At 69.7% G+C, this 14,768-nt stretch carries 18 protein-coding genes; 11 read left to right on the plus strand and 7 right to left on the minus strand.

The window, feature by feature from the left end; all coding sequences use genetic code 11:
- Positions 1-45 precede the first annotated feature (45 nt).
- The gene (gene glpX, locus JOD60_RS09345) at positions 46-1,035 is read left to right on the plus strand and encodes a class II fructose-bisphosphatase (RefSeq protein WP_076690374.1); all 990 of its coding nucleotides are present in this window, start codon (positions 46-48) and stop codon (positions 1,033-1,035) included.
- A 90-nt stretch (positions 1,036-1,125) separates the two neighbouring features.
- On the opposite strand, the gene JOD60_RS09350 is transcribed toward glpX, so the two are convergent.
- Together JOD60_RS09350 and JOD60_RS09355 are read right to left on the minus strand one after the other, a co-directional pair.
- Complete coding sequence (locus JOD60_RS09350) at positions 1,126-2,595, minus strand: DNA recombination protein RmuC (protein WP_084201969.1); 1,470 nt, start codon at positions 2,593-2,595, stop codon at positions 1,126-1,128.
- Between the two features lie 67 nt (positions 2,596-2,662).
- Positions 2,663-3,259 (minus strand): 3'-5' exonuclease, encoded by a 597-nt coding sequence (locus JOD60_RS09355; RefSeq protein ID WP_076690375.1) that lies wholly within the window; start codon positions 3,257-3,259, stop codon positions 2,663-2,665.
- Between the two features lie 266 nt (positions 3,260-3,525).
- Between JOD60_RS09355 and JOD60_RS09360 the strand changes: the two genes are divergently transcribed.
- The 7 genes from JOD60_RS09360 to JOD60_RS09385 are packed head-to-tail and all read left to right on the plus strand — an operon-like array spanning position 3,526 to position 7,211.
- A complete protein-coding gene (locus JOD60_RS09360; RefSeq protein ID WP_232321738.1) occupies positions 3,526-4,086 on the plus strand; it encodes a class I SAM-dependent methyltransferase in 561 nt (186 codons plus the stop codon).
- Positions 4,083-4,265 (plus strand): hypothetical protein, encoded by a 183-nt coding sequence (locus JOD60_RS16745; protein ID WP_232321739.1) that lies wholly within the window; start codon positions 4,083-4,085, stop codon positions 4,263-4,265. Before JOD60_RS09360 ends, JOD60_RS16745 begins: the two co-directional genes overlap by 4 nt.
- A gap of 25 nt (positions 4,266-4,290) precedes the next feature.
- Complete coding sequence (gene ychF / locus JOD60_RS09365) at positions 4,291-5,361, plus strand: redox-regulated ATPase YchF (protein WP_076690376.1); 1,071 nt, start codon at positions 4,291-4,293, stop codon at positions 5,359-5,361.
- 19 nt (positions 5,362-5,380) lie between these two features.
- A complete protein-coding gene (locus tag JOD60_RS09370; protein WP_157127921.1) occupies positions 5,381-6,145 on the plus strand; it encodes an HNH endonuclease signature motif containing protein in 765 nt (254 codons plus the stop codon).
- Positions 6,146-6,205: 60 nt separating this feature from the next.
- Complete coding sequence (locus JOD60_RS09375; RefSeq protein ID WP_076690378.1) at positions 6,206-6,487, plus strand: type II toxin-antitoxin system Phd/YefM family antitoxin; 282 nt, start codon at positions 6,206-6,208, stop codon at positions 6,485-6,487.
- Complete coding sequence (locus JOD60_RS09380; RefSeq protein WP_076690379.1) at positions 6,484-6,915, plus strand: type II toxin-antitoxin system VapC family toxin; 432 nt, start codon at positions 6,484-6,486, stop codon at positions 6,913-6,915. Before JOD60_RS09375 ends, JOD60_RS09380 begins: the two co-directional genes overlap by 4 nt.
- Entirely contained in the window at positions 6,912-7,211 is a 300-nt protein-coding gene (locus tag JOD60_RS09385; RefSeq protein WP_076690380.1) for an NUDIX domain-containing protein, read from the plus strand. The genes JOD60_RS09380 and JOD60_RS09385 overlap by 4 nt, the downstream gene beginning before the upstream one ends.
- Positions 7,212-7,683: 472 nt before the next feature.
- Here the strand turns inward: JOD60_RS09385 and JOD60_RS09390 are convergent, their stop codons facing one another.
- Entirely contained in the window at positions 7,684-8,031 is a 348-nt protein-coding gene (locus tag JOD60_RS09390) for a LysR family transcriptional regulator (protein WP_076690381.1), read from the minus strand.
- 124 nt (positions 8,032-8,155) lie between these two features.
- On the opposite strand from JOD60_RS09390, the gene JOD60_RS09395 reads away from it, so the two are divergent.
- Entirely contained in the window at positions 8,156-8,848 is a 693-nt protein-coding gene (locus tag JOD60_RS09395) for an alpha/beta fold hydrolase (RefSeq protein ID WP_076690382.1), read from the plus strand.
- A gap of 67 nt (positions 8,849-8,915) precedes the next feature.
- Here JOD60_RS09395 and JOD60_RS09400 read toward each other — a convergent pair whose 3' ends face one another.
- The 3 genes from JOD60_RS09400 to JOD60_RS09410 form a co-directional block, all read right to left on the minus strand.
- The gene (locus JOD60_RS09400; RefSeq protein WP_076690383.1) at positions 8,916-9,464 is read right to left on the minus strand and encodes a type 1 glutamine amidotransferase domain-containing protein; all 549 of its coding nucleotides are present in this window, start codon (positions 9,462-9,464) and stop codon (positions 8,916-8,918) included.
- A gap of 195 nt (positions 9,465-9,659) precedes the next feature.
- The gene (locus JOD60_RS09405) at positions 9,660-10,265 is read right to left on the minus strand and encodes a carboxymuconolactone decarboxylase family protein (protein WP_076690384.1); all 606 of its coding nucleotides are present in this window, start codon (positions 10,263-10,265) and stop codon (positions 9,660-9,662) included.
- A gap of 88 nt (positions 10,266-10,353) precedes the next feature.
- The gene (locus JOD60_RS09410) at positions 10,354-11,847 is read right to left on the minus strand and encodes an MDR family MFS transporter (protein ID WP_076690385.1); all 1,494 of its coding nucleotides are present in this window, start codon (positions 11,845-11,847) and stop codon (positions 10,354-10,356) included.
- A gap of 217 nt (positions 11,848-12,064) precedes the next feature.
- Between JOD60_RS09410 and JOD60_RS09415 the strand changes: the two genes are divergently transcribed.
- Both JOD60_RS09415 and JOD60_RS09420 read left to right on the plus strand, forming a co-directional pair.
- A complete protein-coding gene (locus JOD60_RS09415; protein ID WP_076690386.1) occupies positions 12,065-12,442 on the plus strand; it encodes a DUF1345 domain-containing protein in 378 nt (125 codons plus the stop codon).
- A gap of 62 nt (positions 12,443-12,504) precedes the next feature.
- Complete coding sequence (locus tag JOD60_RS09420) at positions 12,505-14,544, plus strand: ABC transporter ATP-binding protein (RefSeq protein ID WP_076690387.1); 2,040 nt, start codon at positions 12,505-12,507, stop codon at positions 14,542-14,544.
- 7 nt (positions 14,545-14,551) lie between these two features.
- On the opposite strand, the gene JOD60_RS09425 is transcribed toward JOD60_RS09420, so the two are convergent.
- A complete protein-coding gene (locus tag JOD60_RS09425) occupies positions 14,552-14,752 on the minus strand; it encodes a hypothetical protein (protein ID WP_076690388.1) in 201 nt (66 codons plus the stop codon).
- Positions 14,753-14,768 lie beyond the last annotated feature (16 nt).

Genomic DNA, 14,768 nt, shown 5'->3' on the forward strand with positions numbered 1-14,768 from the left:
CCGGAATCCTGTTCGGCGGGGGCGGTCGCGGCCTAGGCTGGCGGCATGGTGAGCCTGACCGCGGACATGAGTCCTCTGCACCCTGACCGCAACCTCGCACTCGAACTGGTGCGCGCGACCGAGGCGGCGGCGATCCGCTCGGTGCCCTACATCGGCCGCGGTCAGAAGGAACTCGCCGACGGTGCTGCCGTCGATGCGATGCGCGCCTTCCTCACGACGGTCAACTTCGACGGCGTCATCGTCATCGGGGAGGGGGAGAAGGACAACGCGCCCATGCTGTTCAACGGCGAGCACGTCGGCACCGGGCGCGGCCCGCAGTGCGACGTCGCCGTCGACCCCATCGACGGCACCTCACTCACCGCGGAGGGGCGCAACAACGCCCTGTCCGTGCTCGCCGTCTCGGACCGGGGCTCGATGCTCGACGCATCGAGCGTGTTCTACATGGACAAGATCGTCACCGGCCCCGCCGGCATCGGAGTCGTCGACATCCGCCTTCCCGTCGGGGAGAACATCCGCCGCCTCGCGAAGGCGCTGAGCAAGCCCGTCGAAGAGCTTGTCGTGTCGGTGCTGAACCGGCCGCGCCACTCCCGTCTCATCGACGAGATCCGCGAAGCCGGTGCCGGAACCCGCCTGATGAGCGACGGCGATGTCGCCGGCGGCATCAACGCAGCGCGGCACAATGCCCGCACCGACATGTGCATCGGGGTGGGGGGCAGTCCGGAAGGTGTCGCCACGGCGTGCGCGATCAAGGCGCTGGGCGGTCACATCCAGGGGCGGCTGTGGCCCCGGGACGACGACGAGAAGCAGCGCGGAATCGACGCCGGACTGCGCCTGGACGACTACGTCTACGAGGCCGACGAACTCGTCACCGGCAAGAACACGATCTTCGTCGCCACCGGTGTCACCAACGGCGAGCTCGTCGGGGGCGTGCGTCGCGACGGCGACTTCGTCTACACCGAGAGCGTGGTGCTGCGCGGCGCCTCGGGGACGCTGCGGCGCATCTCCTCCGAGCACCTCACCTCGAAATGGCTGTGACCGGCTGACGCCTTTCCCGGGGTGCCTCCAGGGACAACGAGGGGTGCGTCTGGCAGAATATGAGGCGGTGTCACCGGCGACACGTTCGCATCACGCAATCCGGGGGTCACAGTGTCCGCAGCATCGAGCAGTCCGAGAACAGGGCAGATCGCGGTTCCCGTCGACCCCGCGCGGCGACCGGACGTCCTGTTGCGCCGACGCCTGCCGGAAGGCCATCAGATCAGTGCCTGGTGGATGATCGGTGCGTTCGTGGCCGTCTCCCTCTCCGTCATCGGCCTGCTGAACTTCTTCCCCGGCGGCTGAGAGGCGATCGCGCAGCGCGCCGACATCTGCCGCGATGCCTTCCACGAGTTCGGGAGCGACGAGTTTCCTCGGCGTCTTCTCGATGACAGCCGGGGCCGCGGTCGCCTCGAGCTTCGTGTCATCGATGCCGGGGAACCGTCTCGCGCTGACGAGCACGCGCGACTCCAGCGAACCGGCAAAGCGGTTGTAGCTGTCCACCGTCCGCTCGATCGCCCGCCGCAGGTCCTCGGCGTGCGACGCGAGCCCGCCGAGGCGCTGGTACAGCTCGCTGCCGAGGTCGAACAGCCGCCGCGCCTCGGTGGAGACGTCCTGCTGCGTCCAGGTGTAGGCGACGGTCTTCAGCACCGCCCAGAGGTTCACGGGCGAGGCGAGCGCCACGCGCCGCGAGAACGCGTAGTCGAGCAGACTGGGATCCTCCTCGAGCGCGGCGGCCAGCAGCGACTCGCTGGGGATGAAGCAGACCACGAACTCCGGGCTGGAGTCCAATCCCGTCCAGTACCGCTTGCCGGCCAGCGCGTCGACGTGGGCGCGCACGGCTTTGACGTGCTTCTGCAGCAGCTGCGCGCGTCGGGCGCCCTGTTCCCCCTGGGCGGTGAACGGAATGGCGGATGCCTCGAGATACGCATCCAGGGGAACCTTCGCGTCGACGGCGAGCGCCTTGCCGCCAGGAAGGCGCACGACGAGGTCGGGGCGACCCGCCCCGGCATCCGAGGTCAGCGTGGACTGCGTGTCGAAGTCGACGTAGCGGGTGAGTCCTGCCGATTCCACGACCCGGCGCAGCTGCGTCTCGCCCCAGACGCCGCGCGTCGCGTTGGAGCGCAGCGCCCCGGCGAGCGACTCGGTGGTCGCGCGCAGCGCCTCGTCCGCCTCGTGGGAGCGACGCAGCTGCTCGGCGAGCGAGCCGTACTGGGTCTGTCGCTCGCGCTCGAGCTCGTCGACCTTGTGCTGCATCGACTGCAGCGACTCCTGGACCGGCGCCAGCGCCCGCAGGACGAGCTGCTCGCGGCGATCGCGCTCCTGCTGGGCGAGCTGCTCCGCACGCGACTGCGCGCCGAGCTCGCGGGTGAGGGAGCGCTGCTGCTCGAGCTGGTCGGCGAGCGAGCGCGCAGAGGCGTCGGCGGCGGCCACGCGCGCGACGAGGTCGGCGCGCTCACGCGCGGCGCGCTCGGACGCGCGGGCCGCGCCGGCGAACCAGCCGGCCAGCAGGCCGGCGAACAGGCTCGCGACGACGAGGGCGGTGACGATGACGGCATCCATGATCACAGCGTGCCGCACCCTTCCGACATCGCGGCGCATGCGCCTGCGACACCGCCCAGACGGCGGGTCAGACGGCCGCCGTCACGGCCGGCGCAGCGGCCGGGATCTGCGGCACGCGCAGCCCCAGGAGCATGGCGAGCTCGACGACGTCCTGCGCGCCCGCGCGGTGCGCCGCGTCGATCATGATGTGCGCGCAGGCCAGGGCGTCGGCGGTGGCGTCGTGGTGGGCGAAGTCGAGGAAACCGGCGGCTGCTGCGACAAGGGGGAGCCGGTACGACGCGAGGTCGTACGTCTTCCGCGACACCTGCAAGCTGCACACGTAGCGGTATGGCGGGCACTCGGCATCCGTCACCTCGCACGCGCGACGCAGGACCGTCATGTCGAAACCGGCGTTGTGCGCCACGAGCACGTCGTCGCCGATGAAGGCGGTGAGGTCGGCCAGCTGCGTCGTCCAGTCGGCGGCGTCCACGACATCAGCGGGGCCGATGCCGTGGATGCCGATGTTCAGCTCGAAGAAGCGGTCGTGCCCGGCCGGTGGCTTGATGAGCCAGCCGGCGGTGGCGACCACGCGACCGTCGCGGACGCGGGTGAGGCCGACGGCGCACGCCGAGGCGCTGGAATTGTTGGCCGTCTCGAAGTCGATCGCGGTGAAGTCCAGGGCCACGCCCACAGCCTCCGTCGCCGGCGCGGTCGTCCGGCGGAGGCGCGCCGCGCCGTCTCGAACCTCGTCCCGGGGGAGCAGCGGTCGGCGACCCCGGTGGCCCGGCGACCCGGCGGCCCGGCGGCCGAGGCGGCCAGCCGGGTCTCGGGCGCTGTCCGTTCCGAAACAGGGCGAATCGGTCCAGACGAGGTCCTCGGGCGGCGTGTGTGCCGATCGACCCTGCTTTCGGAACGCCCTCCGGGGGCGAGGCGACGCGTAGGGTCGGGATCATGGCGACGCGCGACGAGATGGCGACCAGTTTCGGGGCGGCGGCCGGGGCATATGACGAGGGCCGGCCGGACTATCCCGCCGAGGCCGTGGCGTGGTTGCTCGAGCCGGCAGGTCGTCGCCCGCGCGTAGCCGATATCGGTGCGGGGACGGGCAAGCTCACGAAGGTCGTCGCGACGCTCGGCGCCGACGTGGTCGCGGTCGACCCGGATGCCGCGATGCTCGCGCGCCTGCGCGACGTGGTGCCGGGTGTGCAGACGCTGATCGGCGCCGCGGAGACCCTGAGCCTTCCCGACGAGAGCCTCGATGCCGCGGTACTGGGCCAGGCCTGGCACTGGGTCGATCCCGTCGCCGGGAGCGCGGAGATCGGTCGCGTGCTCCGCCCCGGCGGGGTGCTGGGGCTCATCTGGAACATCCGCGATGAATCGGTGCCGTGGGTGGCGCGGCTGACGGCGATCATGAAGGGCAGCCACGCGGAGCAGCTGCTGGCGGGCGATGGACCGGTCGTGGCGTCGCCTTCGGGCCGCTGGAGACGCGCACCTGGCGCTGGCAACGCCCGGTGACGCGGCAGACCCTGACGGCGATGGTGCACTCCCGGAGCTACATCATCACGGCATCCGCCGACGAGCGAGCGCGCATCGACCGCGAGATCGGCGCGCTGTTCGACGAGGTCGGCGCGGTCGGAGACCAGAGCGTAGCGCTGCCGTATGTCACGCACGCGTACCGGGCGCGGAGGCCGTAGTCGCAGCCACGTAGACTGATATCCCGTGGCTCTTACCATCGGAATCGTGGGTCTTCCCAACGTCGGCAAGTCGACCCTGTTCAACGCGCTGACCAAGAACGAGGTGCTCGCGGCGAACTATCCGTTCGCGACGATCGAGCCGAACGTCGGCGTCGTGAACCTGCCCGACGAGCGGCTGACCAAGCTCGCGGAGATCTTCCACTCCGATCGGATCCTCCCGGCTCCGGTCTCGTTCGTCGACATTGCCGGCATCGTGCGCGGCGCGAGCGAGGGCGAGGGGCTCGGCAACAAGTTCCTCGCGAACATCCGCGAGGCCGACGCGATCGCGCAGGTCGTGCGCGGCTTCGCCGATGACGACGTCGTGCACGTCGACGGCAAGGTCGACCCGGCATCCGACATGGAGACCATCAACGCCGAGTTGCAGCTGGCCGACCTCGAGACGCTGGAGAAGGCGATCACGCGCTACGAGAAGGAGGTGCGCGGCCGCAAGCTCGACCCCTCGGTGCTCGCCACGGCCGAGGCGGCGCGTGACGCGCTGCAGCGGGGTGAGCTGCTCTCGGCATCCGGCCTCGATCTCGCGCCGATCAAGGAGCTCGGCCTGCTCACGGCCAAGCCGTTCATCTTCGTCTTCAACGTCGACGAGGCGGTGCTGACGGATGCCGCGCGCAAGGCGGCGCTGGCGGAGCTCGTCGCCCCCGCGAAAGCCGTCTTCCTCGACGCGAAGATCGAGTCCGAGCTCATCGACCTCGATCCGGAGGATGCCGCGGAGTTGCTCGCCTCGACCGGTCAGGACGAGTCCGGGCTCGACCAGCTCGCCCGCATCGGGTTCGACACGCTGGGCCTGCAGACCTACCTCACCGCCGGGCCGAAGGAAGCGCGGGCGTGGACGATCGGGAAGGGCTGGAAGGCTCCCCAGGCGGCCGGCGTCATCCACACCGACTTCGAGAAGGGCTTCATCAAGGCCGAGGTCATCTCGTTCGACGACCTCGTGGAGACTGGATCCGTCGCCGCGGCGCGCGCCGCCGGCAAGGCACGCCTGGAGGGCAAGGACTACATCATGCAGGACGGCGACGTGGTGGAGTTCCGCCACAGTTAGGTATCAGGAGATCCCGATAATGCAAGACATTCCGCGCCGACCTCCCGCTGATGTACGGCGGCAATTGCGGCGTGAAGTCGGCTTCGGCTGCCCCGTGGTCGGGTGCGGGAATCCCTACCTCGAGTATCACCACTTCGATCCACCCTGGCATGAAGGCCCGCATCACAATCCAGCCGGGATGCTCGCCCTTTGTGCGACTCACCACGCGAAGGCCGATGCTCTGACCGCCGAGCAATGTCGAGAGCTCAAGGCGAAGCCGCAATCTTCTACCGTGCGCGGTCGGTTCGAGTGGATGCGACGTGAGGTCGTCGCGATTGTGGGCGGCAATTACTATCACGAGACCCCTCACATGGTCGTCTTTCGTGGCGCGCCGCTGATCTGGTTTGAGCGCGATGAGGAGGGCTACCTTCTCCTCAGCATGCGGATGCTAACGACATCGCACGAGGGCCGCGCTCAACTCCTCGCGAATGACTGGGATATCGCGGGTGACCCGTCAGATGTCGAGAGCCCGCCGAACGGGAGCTATCTTCGCGTGCGCTACCCGAACGGCGATGATGTTCAGGTCCAGTTTCGGCAGTGGGATTCGGCGGAGAGCCTGGCCCTCAAGCACCCGAGAATCCTCGTTCTTGGGGACGAGATTTCCTATCCGCTCGTGACCGTTGAGATTGCCATGGTCGTTGGCGGCACAGACGTCCGGTTCGACGCGCGGTCGAGCGCAATCGGCGGACTAACCATGACCGGCAGCGTGATGAGTCGGTGCGGGGCGGGACTTGTGATCGGTTGATTGACGGCGACGTCGTGGAGTTCCGCTTCAACGTGTAGCGCGGGTGCTACGATCGTGCTCATGAGTGCAGGCGAGCCGCAGATCGAGAGCCTGTCGCAGCGCGAGTTGCGCAACGAGTCCGGGCGCGTGCTTCGGGAGGTGGGCGAGGGGCATTCGTTCGTGCTGACGAACCGCGGAATTCCCGTCGGCCGTATCGTCCCCCTCGATGCGCCGAGCCCCACGTTGCCGATCGTTCGTCATGCGAAGCGCGTCGGTGGCTGGGCTGCGCTGAAGCCGGCGGGAGCCGAAAACGACCGCCCAATGACTCAGATCATCGATGAGCTACGTGAGGACCGCGCGTGAGCGGTGTTCCGCTCGTCTATGCCGACACGTCTGCGCTCGGAGCGCTGCTCGTCCTGCAGCCGGAAACGCGAGCCCTGCTGGATTGGCTCGATCAGACGCGCGCCAGGCTCGTCTCAAGCGATCTGCTCGAAACCGAACTGCGTCGCATGGCAGTGCGGGAAGGGCGGGATCAAGCGAAGGTCAGCGCGATCCTCGATGGCGTGTCGCTCGCGGCGCTCGACCGAGCAACGTACCGATCCGCCGGGTTCTTGCCGATGCCGTACCTACGCACCCTCGACGCCTTGCATCTCGAGGCGGCGATTCGCCTGGATGTCGACGCCATCCTCACGTACGACAAGCGGCTCGGCGACTCTGCGGGTGAGGTAGGGCTCGACGTGATCGCGCCCGGCCCGTTGGATACGGGCGTGGCCCGTCGGGGCGATGCATGAGCGGCGGTCCGGAACGCAGGCCCGTTCGGAAGGTCGTCGGAGATGTCGTGCATGACGACCAGCTCCTTGTGTTCACGCACGACGGCGTGCCGCTCGACGTGGCGGGTGTTCAGGTGCCAGCGGGGACGATCGAGCAGAGCGAGACGCCGGCGGCTGCCGTCGTACGTGAGGTCCTGGAGGAGACCGGACTTGCCGTTCGCATCGTGCACGCACTCGGCGTTGAACGATACGACGTCTGGCCCTCGAAGCCGGAAGTGCACGAGAGGCACTTTCTCCAGTTCCGCGTCAACGTCTGATGACCACGTCCACATCCTCCTCCTCAAGGTGAGAGGCTTGGACGCGTTCGACCCGGTCGGAGTCCCGCGACCCTGACCCTCGACGGTTCCCTACGCGCCGAGCGCGATCCGCAAGCCGCCGGGGATCAGCGACCGGAACTACTTCGACCTCCTCGACTCGAGCGTGCACAATCCGAACGGCCTCGAGGCGATTTTGGGCAAGTTCCGCGTACCGGGAACCGCCAGCACATCGACGTCGCCGAGGGCCGGATCCCCCCGGCGACGCGTACGACGACTACGGCCGCGGCAATTGGGGCTTCAGCATCGCCCTCGGTGCGGATGCGTGGGTGTCGAAGGTGCTCGGACGGAAGCTGACCCTGTGCGGGACGCGGGACGACGTGAAAGCCGCGCTCGAGACGATCGACGTCTACGCCCGGCTGCGGCTCGGGTCCGAGTGCCTCGAGGCGTACGCGGCGGCGCGCCGCTGTTGCTTTCAGCGGCCCTGGCGCTTCTTGTAGGGCTTCGGCTGACCTTTGACGATCGGCGCGCGGCCCGTGCCCTTCGAGGCCTTGGCCTTGCCGCCGCCGGTGGTGCGAGGCGGCGCGGATGCGGGCGAGTCCGCGATCCTCCGCCGTGCCTCGTCGAGCAGCAGCTCGCCCGCCGGTGTCAGCCGCCACGGGGAGGCATCCCGCCCGATCAGCGGGTGCCCGACCTCGTCTTCGAGCTTCTCGATCGAGGAGTGGATCGACGCCAGCGGCACCCCCAGCGCCTGCGCCGCCCGCGGCGCGTGCATTCCGGCATCCACCACCGCGACGAACGCCGTCAGGTTCTTGATCTTCACGTCGCCTCCGCTCCGCTCGACCGTATCGCGATCGGCGGGATGCTCACTGCCCGCCGCCCCCGCCGCCCCCGCCGCCCCCGCCGGGCTCCGAGCGACAGGGAAGGTCCACCTAAGATGGAGAACCGTGACAGCAACCGAGCGCCAGATCTTCGAACCCGACGGCCGCGCCGTCCCGTACCTCGACGAGGGCGCCGGCCCCGTGGTCGTCCTCCTGCCCGCCGCGGGCCTCGACTTCGCCTACCTCGGCACGTTGGGCAGCATCCTCGTGGAGGAGGACTTCCGCGTCATCCGCATCGGCACGCGAACCGCGCAGACGGATGCCGTCACGCTGCACGACCTGGCCCAGGACGTCGTCGACGTGCTCACGGGGCTCGGCGTCGACGACGCGTGGGTCGGCGGGCACGCCTTCGGCGGCGCCGTCGCGCGGACCATCGCCCTCGACCATCACGACCGCGTGAACGGCGTGCTGCTGCTCGGCGTCGAGACCGGCGACGCCACCGCCGATGAGCTCACGGGCGAGCTCGCCGCCGTCTTCGGTGAGAGCTTCGCGCCGCAGGCCGAGCTCGCCGCCGTCCAGACCGCGGCGCTGGCCGCCACGCCGGCCGACGAGTGGGCGCCCATCGCCGACGGCACGCCGGTGCTCGTCATCCAGGGCGCCGATGACCGTGTCACCCCCGCCGACAACGGTGCCGCGCTGCAAGCGACGGCGCCGGGTCTGGTGAGCGTCAAGGGCGTCGAGGGCGCGGGGCACTTCTTCGCACTCACGCACCCCGGCGAGACCTCCTGGTTCATCGAGGACTACCTCGACTGGGACTGACCGACACGCAGACGGATGCCGCGGCGAGATCGATCTCGCCGCGGCATCCGTCTGTCGGTCGCAGGTGTCAGGTCGTCTGACCGGCGTGCTCGCCCTCGGCGATCTCCTCGACGACCTTCGCGTTGAACGCGGGCAGATCGTCGGGCGTGCGGCTCGAGACGAGCCCCTGGTCGACGACGACCTCCTCGTCGACCCACTCAGCCCCGGCGTTGACGAGGTCGGTCTTCAGGCTGGGGTAGCTCGTGAGCGTGCGCCCATCGACGACGTCGGCCTCGATCAGAAGCCACGCCGCGTGGCAGATGGCGCCGACCGGCTTGTGCTGCGCGAAGAAGTCGCGCGCGAACGCGACCGACGCCTCGTCCATCCGCAGATGATCGGCGTTCACGACGCCGCCCGGCAGCACGAGCGCGTCGAAATCCGACGCGCTGGCGTGGCGCGAGGCGAGGTCCACCGACTGCGAATGCCCGTTCTTTCCCTCGATGCTTCCGGACTCGGGGGAGACCAGGACCGCTGTGGCGCCGGCATCCGTCAGCGCCTTCCACGGCGAGGTCAGCTCACTGTCTTCGAAACCGTCGGTCGCGACGAACGCGACCTTCTTCCCTGTCAGAGTGCTCATGACATCGACGCTACGTCCCGGCCTGCCGCCGCGCCCGGGGGTTGACAGCGACGTATCATCGATTCATGGCGACCTCGAACCTCCCCACCCCGCAGCTCCAGCCCGTCAGCGATGACAAGAACCTGCTGACCGTCGTCGAGGACGGCGCGTCCTGCTGCGGCGGAGGATGCTGCGGCACGAACTGACCGCCTCGCCTCACGCCTCCGCGGCGGCGTCCGCCTCCGGTCCTCCGGCGGCGCGAAGCACGCGGCGCAGGTGCGGGTCGAGCCCGGCCAGGCCATCCTCCACAGGAACGGCGAGCGCCTGCAGCGCGCGACTGAAGTAGTTGCGCGCGGCGGCCGCCAGGGTGATGTCGACGATCTGACGGTCGTCGAATCCCACGTCGCGCAGCGCCTGCGCCTCGGCGTCGGTCATGTCGCCGGGATCGGTCGACAGTCGGCGAGCGAAATCGAGGACGGCGTGGTCGGCCGCGCTGAGCGTCTCATCGTCCGCTCCCGTGACGATGTTCGCCAACTGGGTCTCGTCCACCGCCTCGGCACGCAGCGCCTTGCGTCCGTGGGCGAGCAGGCAGTGGGGTGAGCCGATCGCGGCGGCCGCGGCCAGCGTCGCCAGCTCGTAGGTGCGGATCCCGATCGAAGGCACGATCGCGTGGATCAGCGTCTCGAATGCCTGCAGCGCCTCCGGGTTCACGGCCATGGCACGCGTGTGACTGAAGACGAACCCGTCCGTCTCCAGGTCCTCGCGATAGAGGTCGGCAACGTAGCCGGCGGCAGCAGCGGGGTCCGGGGTCGTGATGATCATGACCGTCTCCTTCTCGCACCGCCGATGGTACGCCGGTGTCGTCGCTGAGAGGAGTGCGGGCAGTGCCCGCCGGATACATCGAGCCGCGTCAGTGCGCGGCGGGCATCCCCTCGGGGGCGTCGGCCGGCTTGCGGATGAGGAACGCGCTGATGAGCAGGGGGGTCCCGATGATCGCGGCCAGCAGGAACGCCGCGCGCGCCCCGGCCGCACCCGCGGCGGCATCCGCCGCACCGGAGTCCACGGCGGCCTGCGACACCGACGACATGACGGCGATGAGCACCGCGATCCCCGCAGCCCCGGCGACCTGCTGCACCGTCGAGACCGTCGCGCTGCCGTAGGAGTAGTACTTCGGCTCGAGTGAGCCGAGGGATGCCGTGAACAGCGGCGTGAACGACATCGCCAGCCCGATCGAGAGCACCGTCTGCGTGACCACGAGGATCCACACCGGCGTCGACTCGGTCAGCGTCGTGAAGCCCCACAGGATCGCCAGCACGACGATCGTCCCCGGCAGTAGGAGCACACGCGTGCCCCAGCGGTCGTAGATGCGCCCGATCACGGGCCCCAGCAGTCCCATCGCCAGCGCACCGGGCAGGACGACCAGACCCGACTCGCTCGCCGACAGTCCGACGGTGTTCTGCAGGTACAGCGGCAGGGCGGTGATGGTGCCGAAGAAGGCCATCGACATGACGGCGAAGTGCGCGACCGACAGTGAGAAGTTGCCGGATCGGAAGATGCGGAGGTCCAGCAGCGCGTCGTCCTTGCGCTGCAGCGCGACCTGACGCCACAGGAAGAGGCCCAGCGTCACGGCGCCGATCACGAGAGCCACCACGAGAGTGGTGGTGGCGGCGGTCGCCGCGGCCAGCGCGGCGGGGTCGGTGCCGTGGCCCCCGCCGCCGATCTGACTGAGACCGAACACCAGACCGCCGAAGCCGAGCGCCGACAGCACGACCGACAGCACATCGATGGGCGCGTGCGTCTGCTCGCCGATGTTCGGGATCCAGCGCACGCCCGCGATGAGTGCCGCAATGGCCACCGGCAGCACGATCGCGAAGATCCACCGCCACGTGAGGTTGTCGAGGACGAGCCCCGCCATCGTCGGCCCGATCGCCGGTGCGAGCGAGATGACGACGCTCACGCGCCCCATCATTCGGCCGCGGTGCTGAGCCGGCACGACGCTCATCAGCGTCGTCATGAGCAACGGCATGACGATCGCCGTGCCCGACGCCTGGATGACCCGGCCGACGAGCAGCACCTCGAACCCCGGAGCCAGAAGGGCGACGAGCGTTCCGGTCGAGAACAGCCCCATCGCCGCGCCGAAGATGGCGCGGGTCGTGAAGCGGCGCAGCAGGAAGCCGGTGGTCGGGATGACGACGGCCATCGTGAGCATGAACGCCGTCGTCAGCCACTGCGCGGCGACAGCGGTGATGCCGAGGTCGTCGATGAGGTGCGGGATCGCGACGCCCATCGTCGTCTCGTTGAGAATCGCGACGAAAGCCGCCGCCAGCAGCAGCCACACGACGCGGTTCTGCGCCGGGGTGAGGATCGGGCCGGTGGTCGTCTTCACGGTGTCGGTCGCGGTCATGGCGGTGTCTCCTCGAGTGTCGTGCAGGCAGCGGGAGCGCGCCGCGGTCAGCCGGGCGAACCTCAACGATAACCGCGCGGTGCGACATCGCATTCCCGCCTCCAGTTGCACCATCGGTCCATGAAGACCCCGCCGCACCACACCCTCCTCCTCCGCGGGACCGTGAGCATCGTGATCGGCGTCGTCGTCGCGATCGCGGTCGCGCCCTGGAAGCCTCGTGAGCCTCAGCGCGGTCGGCATCGTGCTGATCCAGACCCGCGATGCCGACCCGGTGCGCGCCTCGGTGCTCGCGGGCCTCGCCGTCATCGCCGTCGCGTCGTCGTGGGCGCTCATCCAGGTGGACTACATGCTGCGCTACGCGCACCTGTTCTTCTCCCACCCCTCCGGCGGCATCGACTTCCACCAGAACGAGGACCCGAGCTACGTCGACTTCGCCTACTTCTCGGTGGGGCTCGGCATGACCTATCAGGTCGCCGACACCGACGTCGGCTCGAGAGCGATCCGGCGCATCGTCATCGGGCAGACCATGCTGGCCTACCTGTTCGGCGCCGTCATCCTCGCCACCGTCATCAACCTCGTCGCGGGGCTCGGCTGAGGCGCGCGTGATGCGACCGGGCGGGGCTGTCGGCATCCGGTCGTAGGCTGGCGATCATGGCAATGGGCGGAGGGGGCGGCGGTCCCGCCGGCCGCGGCGGCGCGGCCTTCCGCGGCGTCGACGAGGCGGCCCAGCGCCGGCTCAACGCGCAGGCGCCCGAGATCCCCGACCTCGGCGCGCGCGTCATGGCACTGTTCCGGCCGTACCTCGGCCGGATCGTCGTCACCGGCATCCTCGTCGTCGCCGGCGCGGCCATCGGGGTGATCCCGCCGCTGATCGTGCAGCGCATCTTCGACGACGCGCTGTTCCCGACCGCCGGCGGCGCGCCCGACCTCGGTCTGCTCGTCCGCCTCGTGGCCGCGATGATCGGGCTGTTCCTGCTGTCGGCGGTGCTCGGCGTCGCGCAGACGTGGCTGACCGCCACCGTCGGCAACCGCGTCACGGGCGATCTGCGGGCGAAGCTGTTCGATCATCTGCAGGCGATGGAGCTCGGGTTCTTCACGCGGACGAAGACCGGCGTCATCCAGTCGCGCCTCCAGAACGACGTCGGCGGCGTCTCGGGCGTGCTCACGAACACCGTCACGAGCATCCTCGGCAACGCCGTCACCGTCGTGTCCGCACTCGTCGCGATGATCCTCATCGACTGGCGGCTGACCCTCATCGCCGTGATCCTCATGCCGGTGCTCATCTTCGTGCAGCGACGCGTCGGTCAGGTGCGGGCGCGCATCGCGGGGCAGACGCAGGAGTCGCTGTCGGAGCTGACCAGCATCACCCAGGAGACGCTGTCGGTCAGCGGCATCCTGCTGTCGAAGGCGTTCAACCGGCAGCGCACCGAGTCGCAGCGCTATCGCGACGAGAACGTCAACCAGGTGCGGCTCCAGGTGCAGCGCGCCATGAGCGGCCAGGGGTTCTTCGCCGTCGTGCAGGTGCTCATGGCATCGGTGCCCGCGGTCATCTACCTCGTGTCGGGATACCTGATCGCCGGCGGCAGCGGCGCGATCACCGCCGGCACCGTCGTCGCGTTCACGACGGTGCAGGCACGGCTGCTGCAGCCGCTCATGGGGCTCATGCGCGTCGCCTTGGACCTCCAGACCTCGCGCGCCCTGTTCGCCCGCATCTTCGAGTACCTCGATCTCGTCCCCGCCATCAGCGATGCCCCCGACGCGATCGACGTCGCTCAGGCGCCGGGACCGGTCGGGCGGATCGAGTTCCGGGACGTCGTCTTCCGCTATCCCGACGCCGCCGCCGACGCACGCCCCACGCTGGGCGGGGTGTCGTTCGTCGCCGAACCCGGACAGCATGTCGCGTTCGTCGGTCCCTCCGGGGCGGGCAAGACGACGGTGCTCTACCTCGCACCGCGGTTCTACGAGGCCTCCGCCGGCAGCGTGCTGTTCAGCGGCGCCGACGTGCGGTCGCTGCGGCACGAATCGATCATCGACCACGTCGGCATCGTGTCGCAGGAGACCTACCTCTTCCACGCCACGATCCGCGAGAACCTGCGGTACGCCAAGCCCGATGCGACGGATGCCGAGGTGGAGGCCGCCTGCGTCGCCGCGAACATCCACCACATCATCACCGGGTTCGAGCACGGCTACGACACGATCGTGGGGGAGCGCGGCTACCGGCTCTCCGGCGGTGAGAAGCAGCGGATCGCGATCGCACGGGTGCTGCTGAAGGACCCGCCGGTGCTGCTGCTCGACGAGGCGACGAGCGCGCTGGACACCGTGTCGGAGCGCGTCGTGCAGGAGGCGATCGACAGCGTCGCGCAGGGCCGGACCACGTTGTCGATCGCGCACCGGCTGTCCACGGTCATCGGCGCCGATGTCATCCACGTCATCGAAGCCGGCCGGATCGTGGAGTCCGGCACCCATGCCGAACTGCTCGCGCTCGGCGGCCTCTACGCCGAACTGGCCGCCCAGCAGATGGCCGCCGCGCGCATCGAGGGTCTCGAAGAGGCTCAGCCCGCGGCGGACCTCCCGGACCGGCGCGCGGACCGGGCGCCGGCGGGCGCCGCGGGGGCCGACGCGGCGCGGCTCGTGGCAGATCCGACAGGCGCAGCCGACAGGGCGGTCGACGAGGCGGGGTGGCCGCCGCTGGAGTGACCGCGGCTCAGGCGGGCTCGGTGTCGTCCCAGTCCTCCGAGCCGACCGGGTCGGTCGGCGCGGGCGTCGGCTCGTTCTCCTCGACGATCTTCGGGGCCGGGCTGACCAGCTCCTCCGTCGACTGCGAGGCGAGCTCGTCGATCTCCGCACGCAGCTCGGTCAGGTCGGGGCCGTGGGGTTCTTCGGGGATCGCGTGAGTGTCGCTCATGCGCACACTCTCACGG

The organism is Microbacterium aurum, from assembly GCF_016907815.1.
GTDB lineage: Bacteria > Actinomycetota > Actinomycetes > Actinomycetales > Microbacteriaceae > Microbacterium > Microbacterium aurum.

Coding starts and splice junctions, on each gene's coding strand:
- JOD60_RS09375 (WP_076690378.1), top strand. CDS start 6,206: ATGAGTGCAGGCGAGCCGCAGATCGAGAGCCTGTCGCAGCGCGAGTTG.
- JOD60_RS09420 (WP_076690387.1), top strand. CDS start 12,505: ATGGGCGGAGGGGGCGGCGGTCCCGCCGGCCGCGGCGGCGCGGCCTTC.
- JOD60_RS09425 (WP_076690388.1), bottom strand. CDS start 14,752: ATGAGCGACACTCACGCGATCCCCGAAGAACCCCACGGCCCCGACCTG.
- glpX (WP_076690374.1), top strand. CDS start 46: ATGGTGAGCCTGACCGCGGACATGAGTCCTCTGCACCCTGACCGCAAC.
- JOD60_RS09370 (WP_157127921.1), top strand. CDS start 5,381: ATGCAAGACATTCCGCGCCGACCTCCCGCTGATGTACGGCGGCAATTG.
- JOD60_RS09410 (WP_076690385.1), bottom strand. CDS start 11,847: ATGACCGCGACCGACACCGTGAAGACGACCACCGGCCCGATCCTCACC.
- JOD60_RS09360 (WP_232321738.1), top strand. CDS start 3,526: ATGGCGACGCGCGACGAGATGGCGACCAGTTTCGGGGCGGCGGCCGGG.
- JOD60_RS09385 (WP_076690380.1), top strand. CDS start 6,912: ATGAGCGGCGGTCCGGAACGCAGGCCCGTTCGGAAGGTCGTCGGAGAT.
- JOD60_RS09350 (WP_084201969.1), bottom strand. CDS start 2,595: ATGGATGCCGTCATCGTCACCGCCCTCGTCGTCGCGAGCCTGTTCGCC.
- JOD60_RS09405 (WP_076690384.1), bottom strand. CDS start 10,265: ATGATCATCACGACCCCGGACCCCGCTGCTGCCGCCGGCTACGTTGCC.
- JOD60_RS09400 (WP_076690383.1), bottom strand. CDS start 9,464: ATGAGCACTCTGACAGGGAAGAAGGTCGCGTTCGTCGCGACCGACGGT.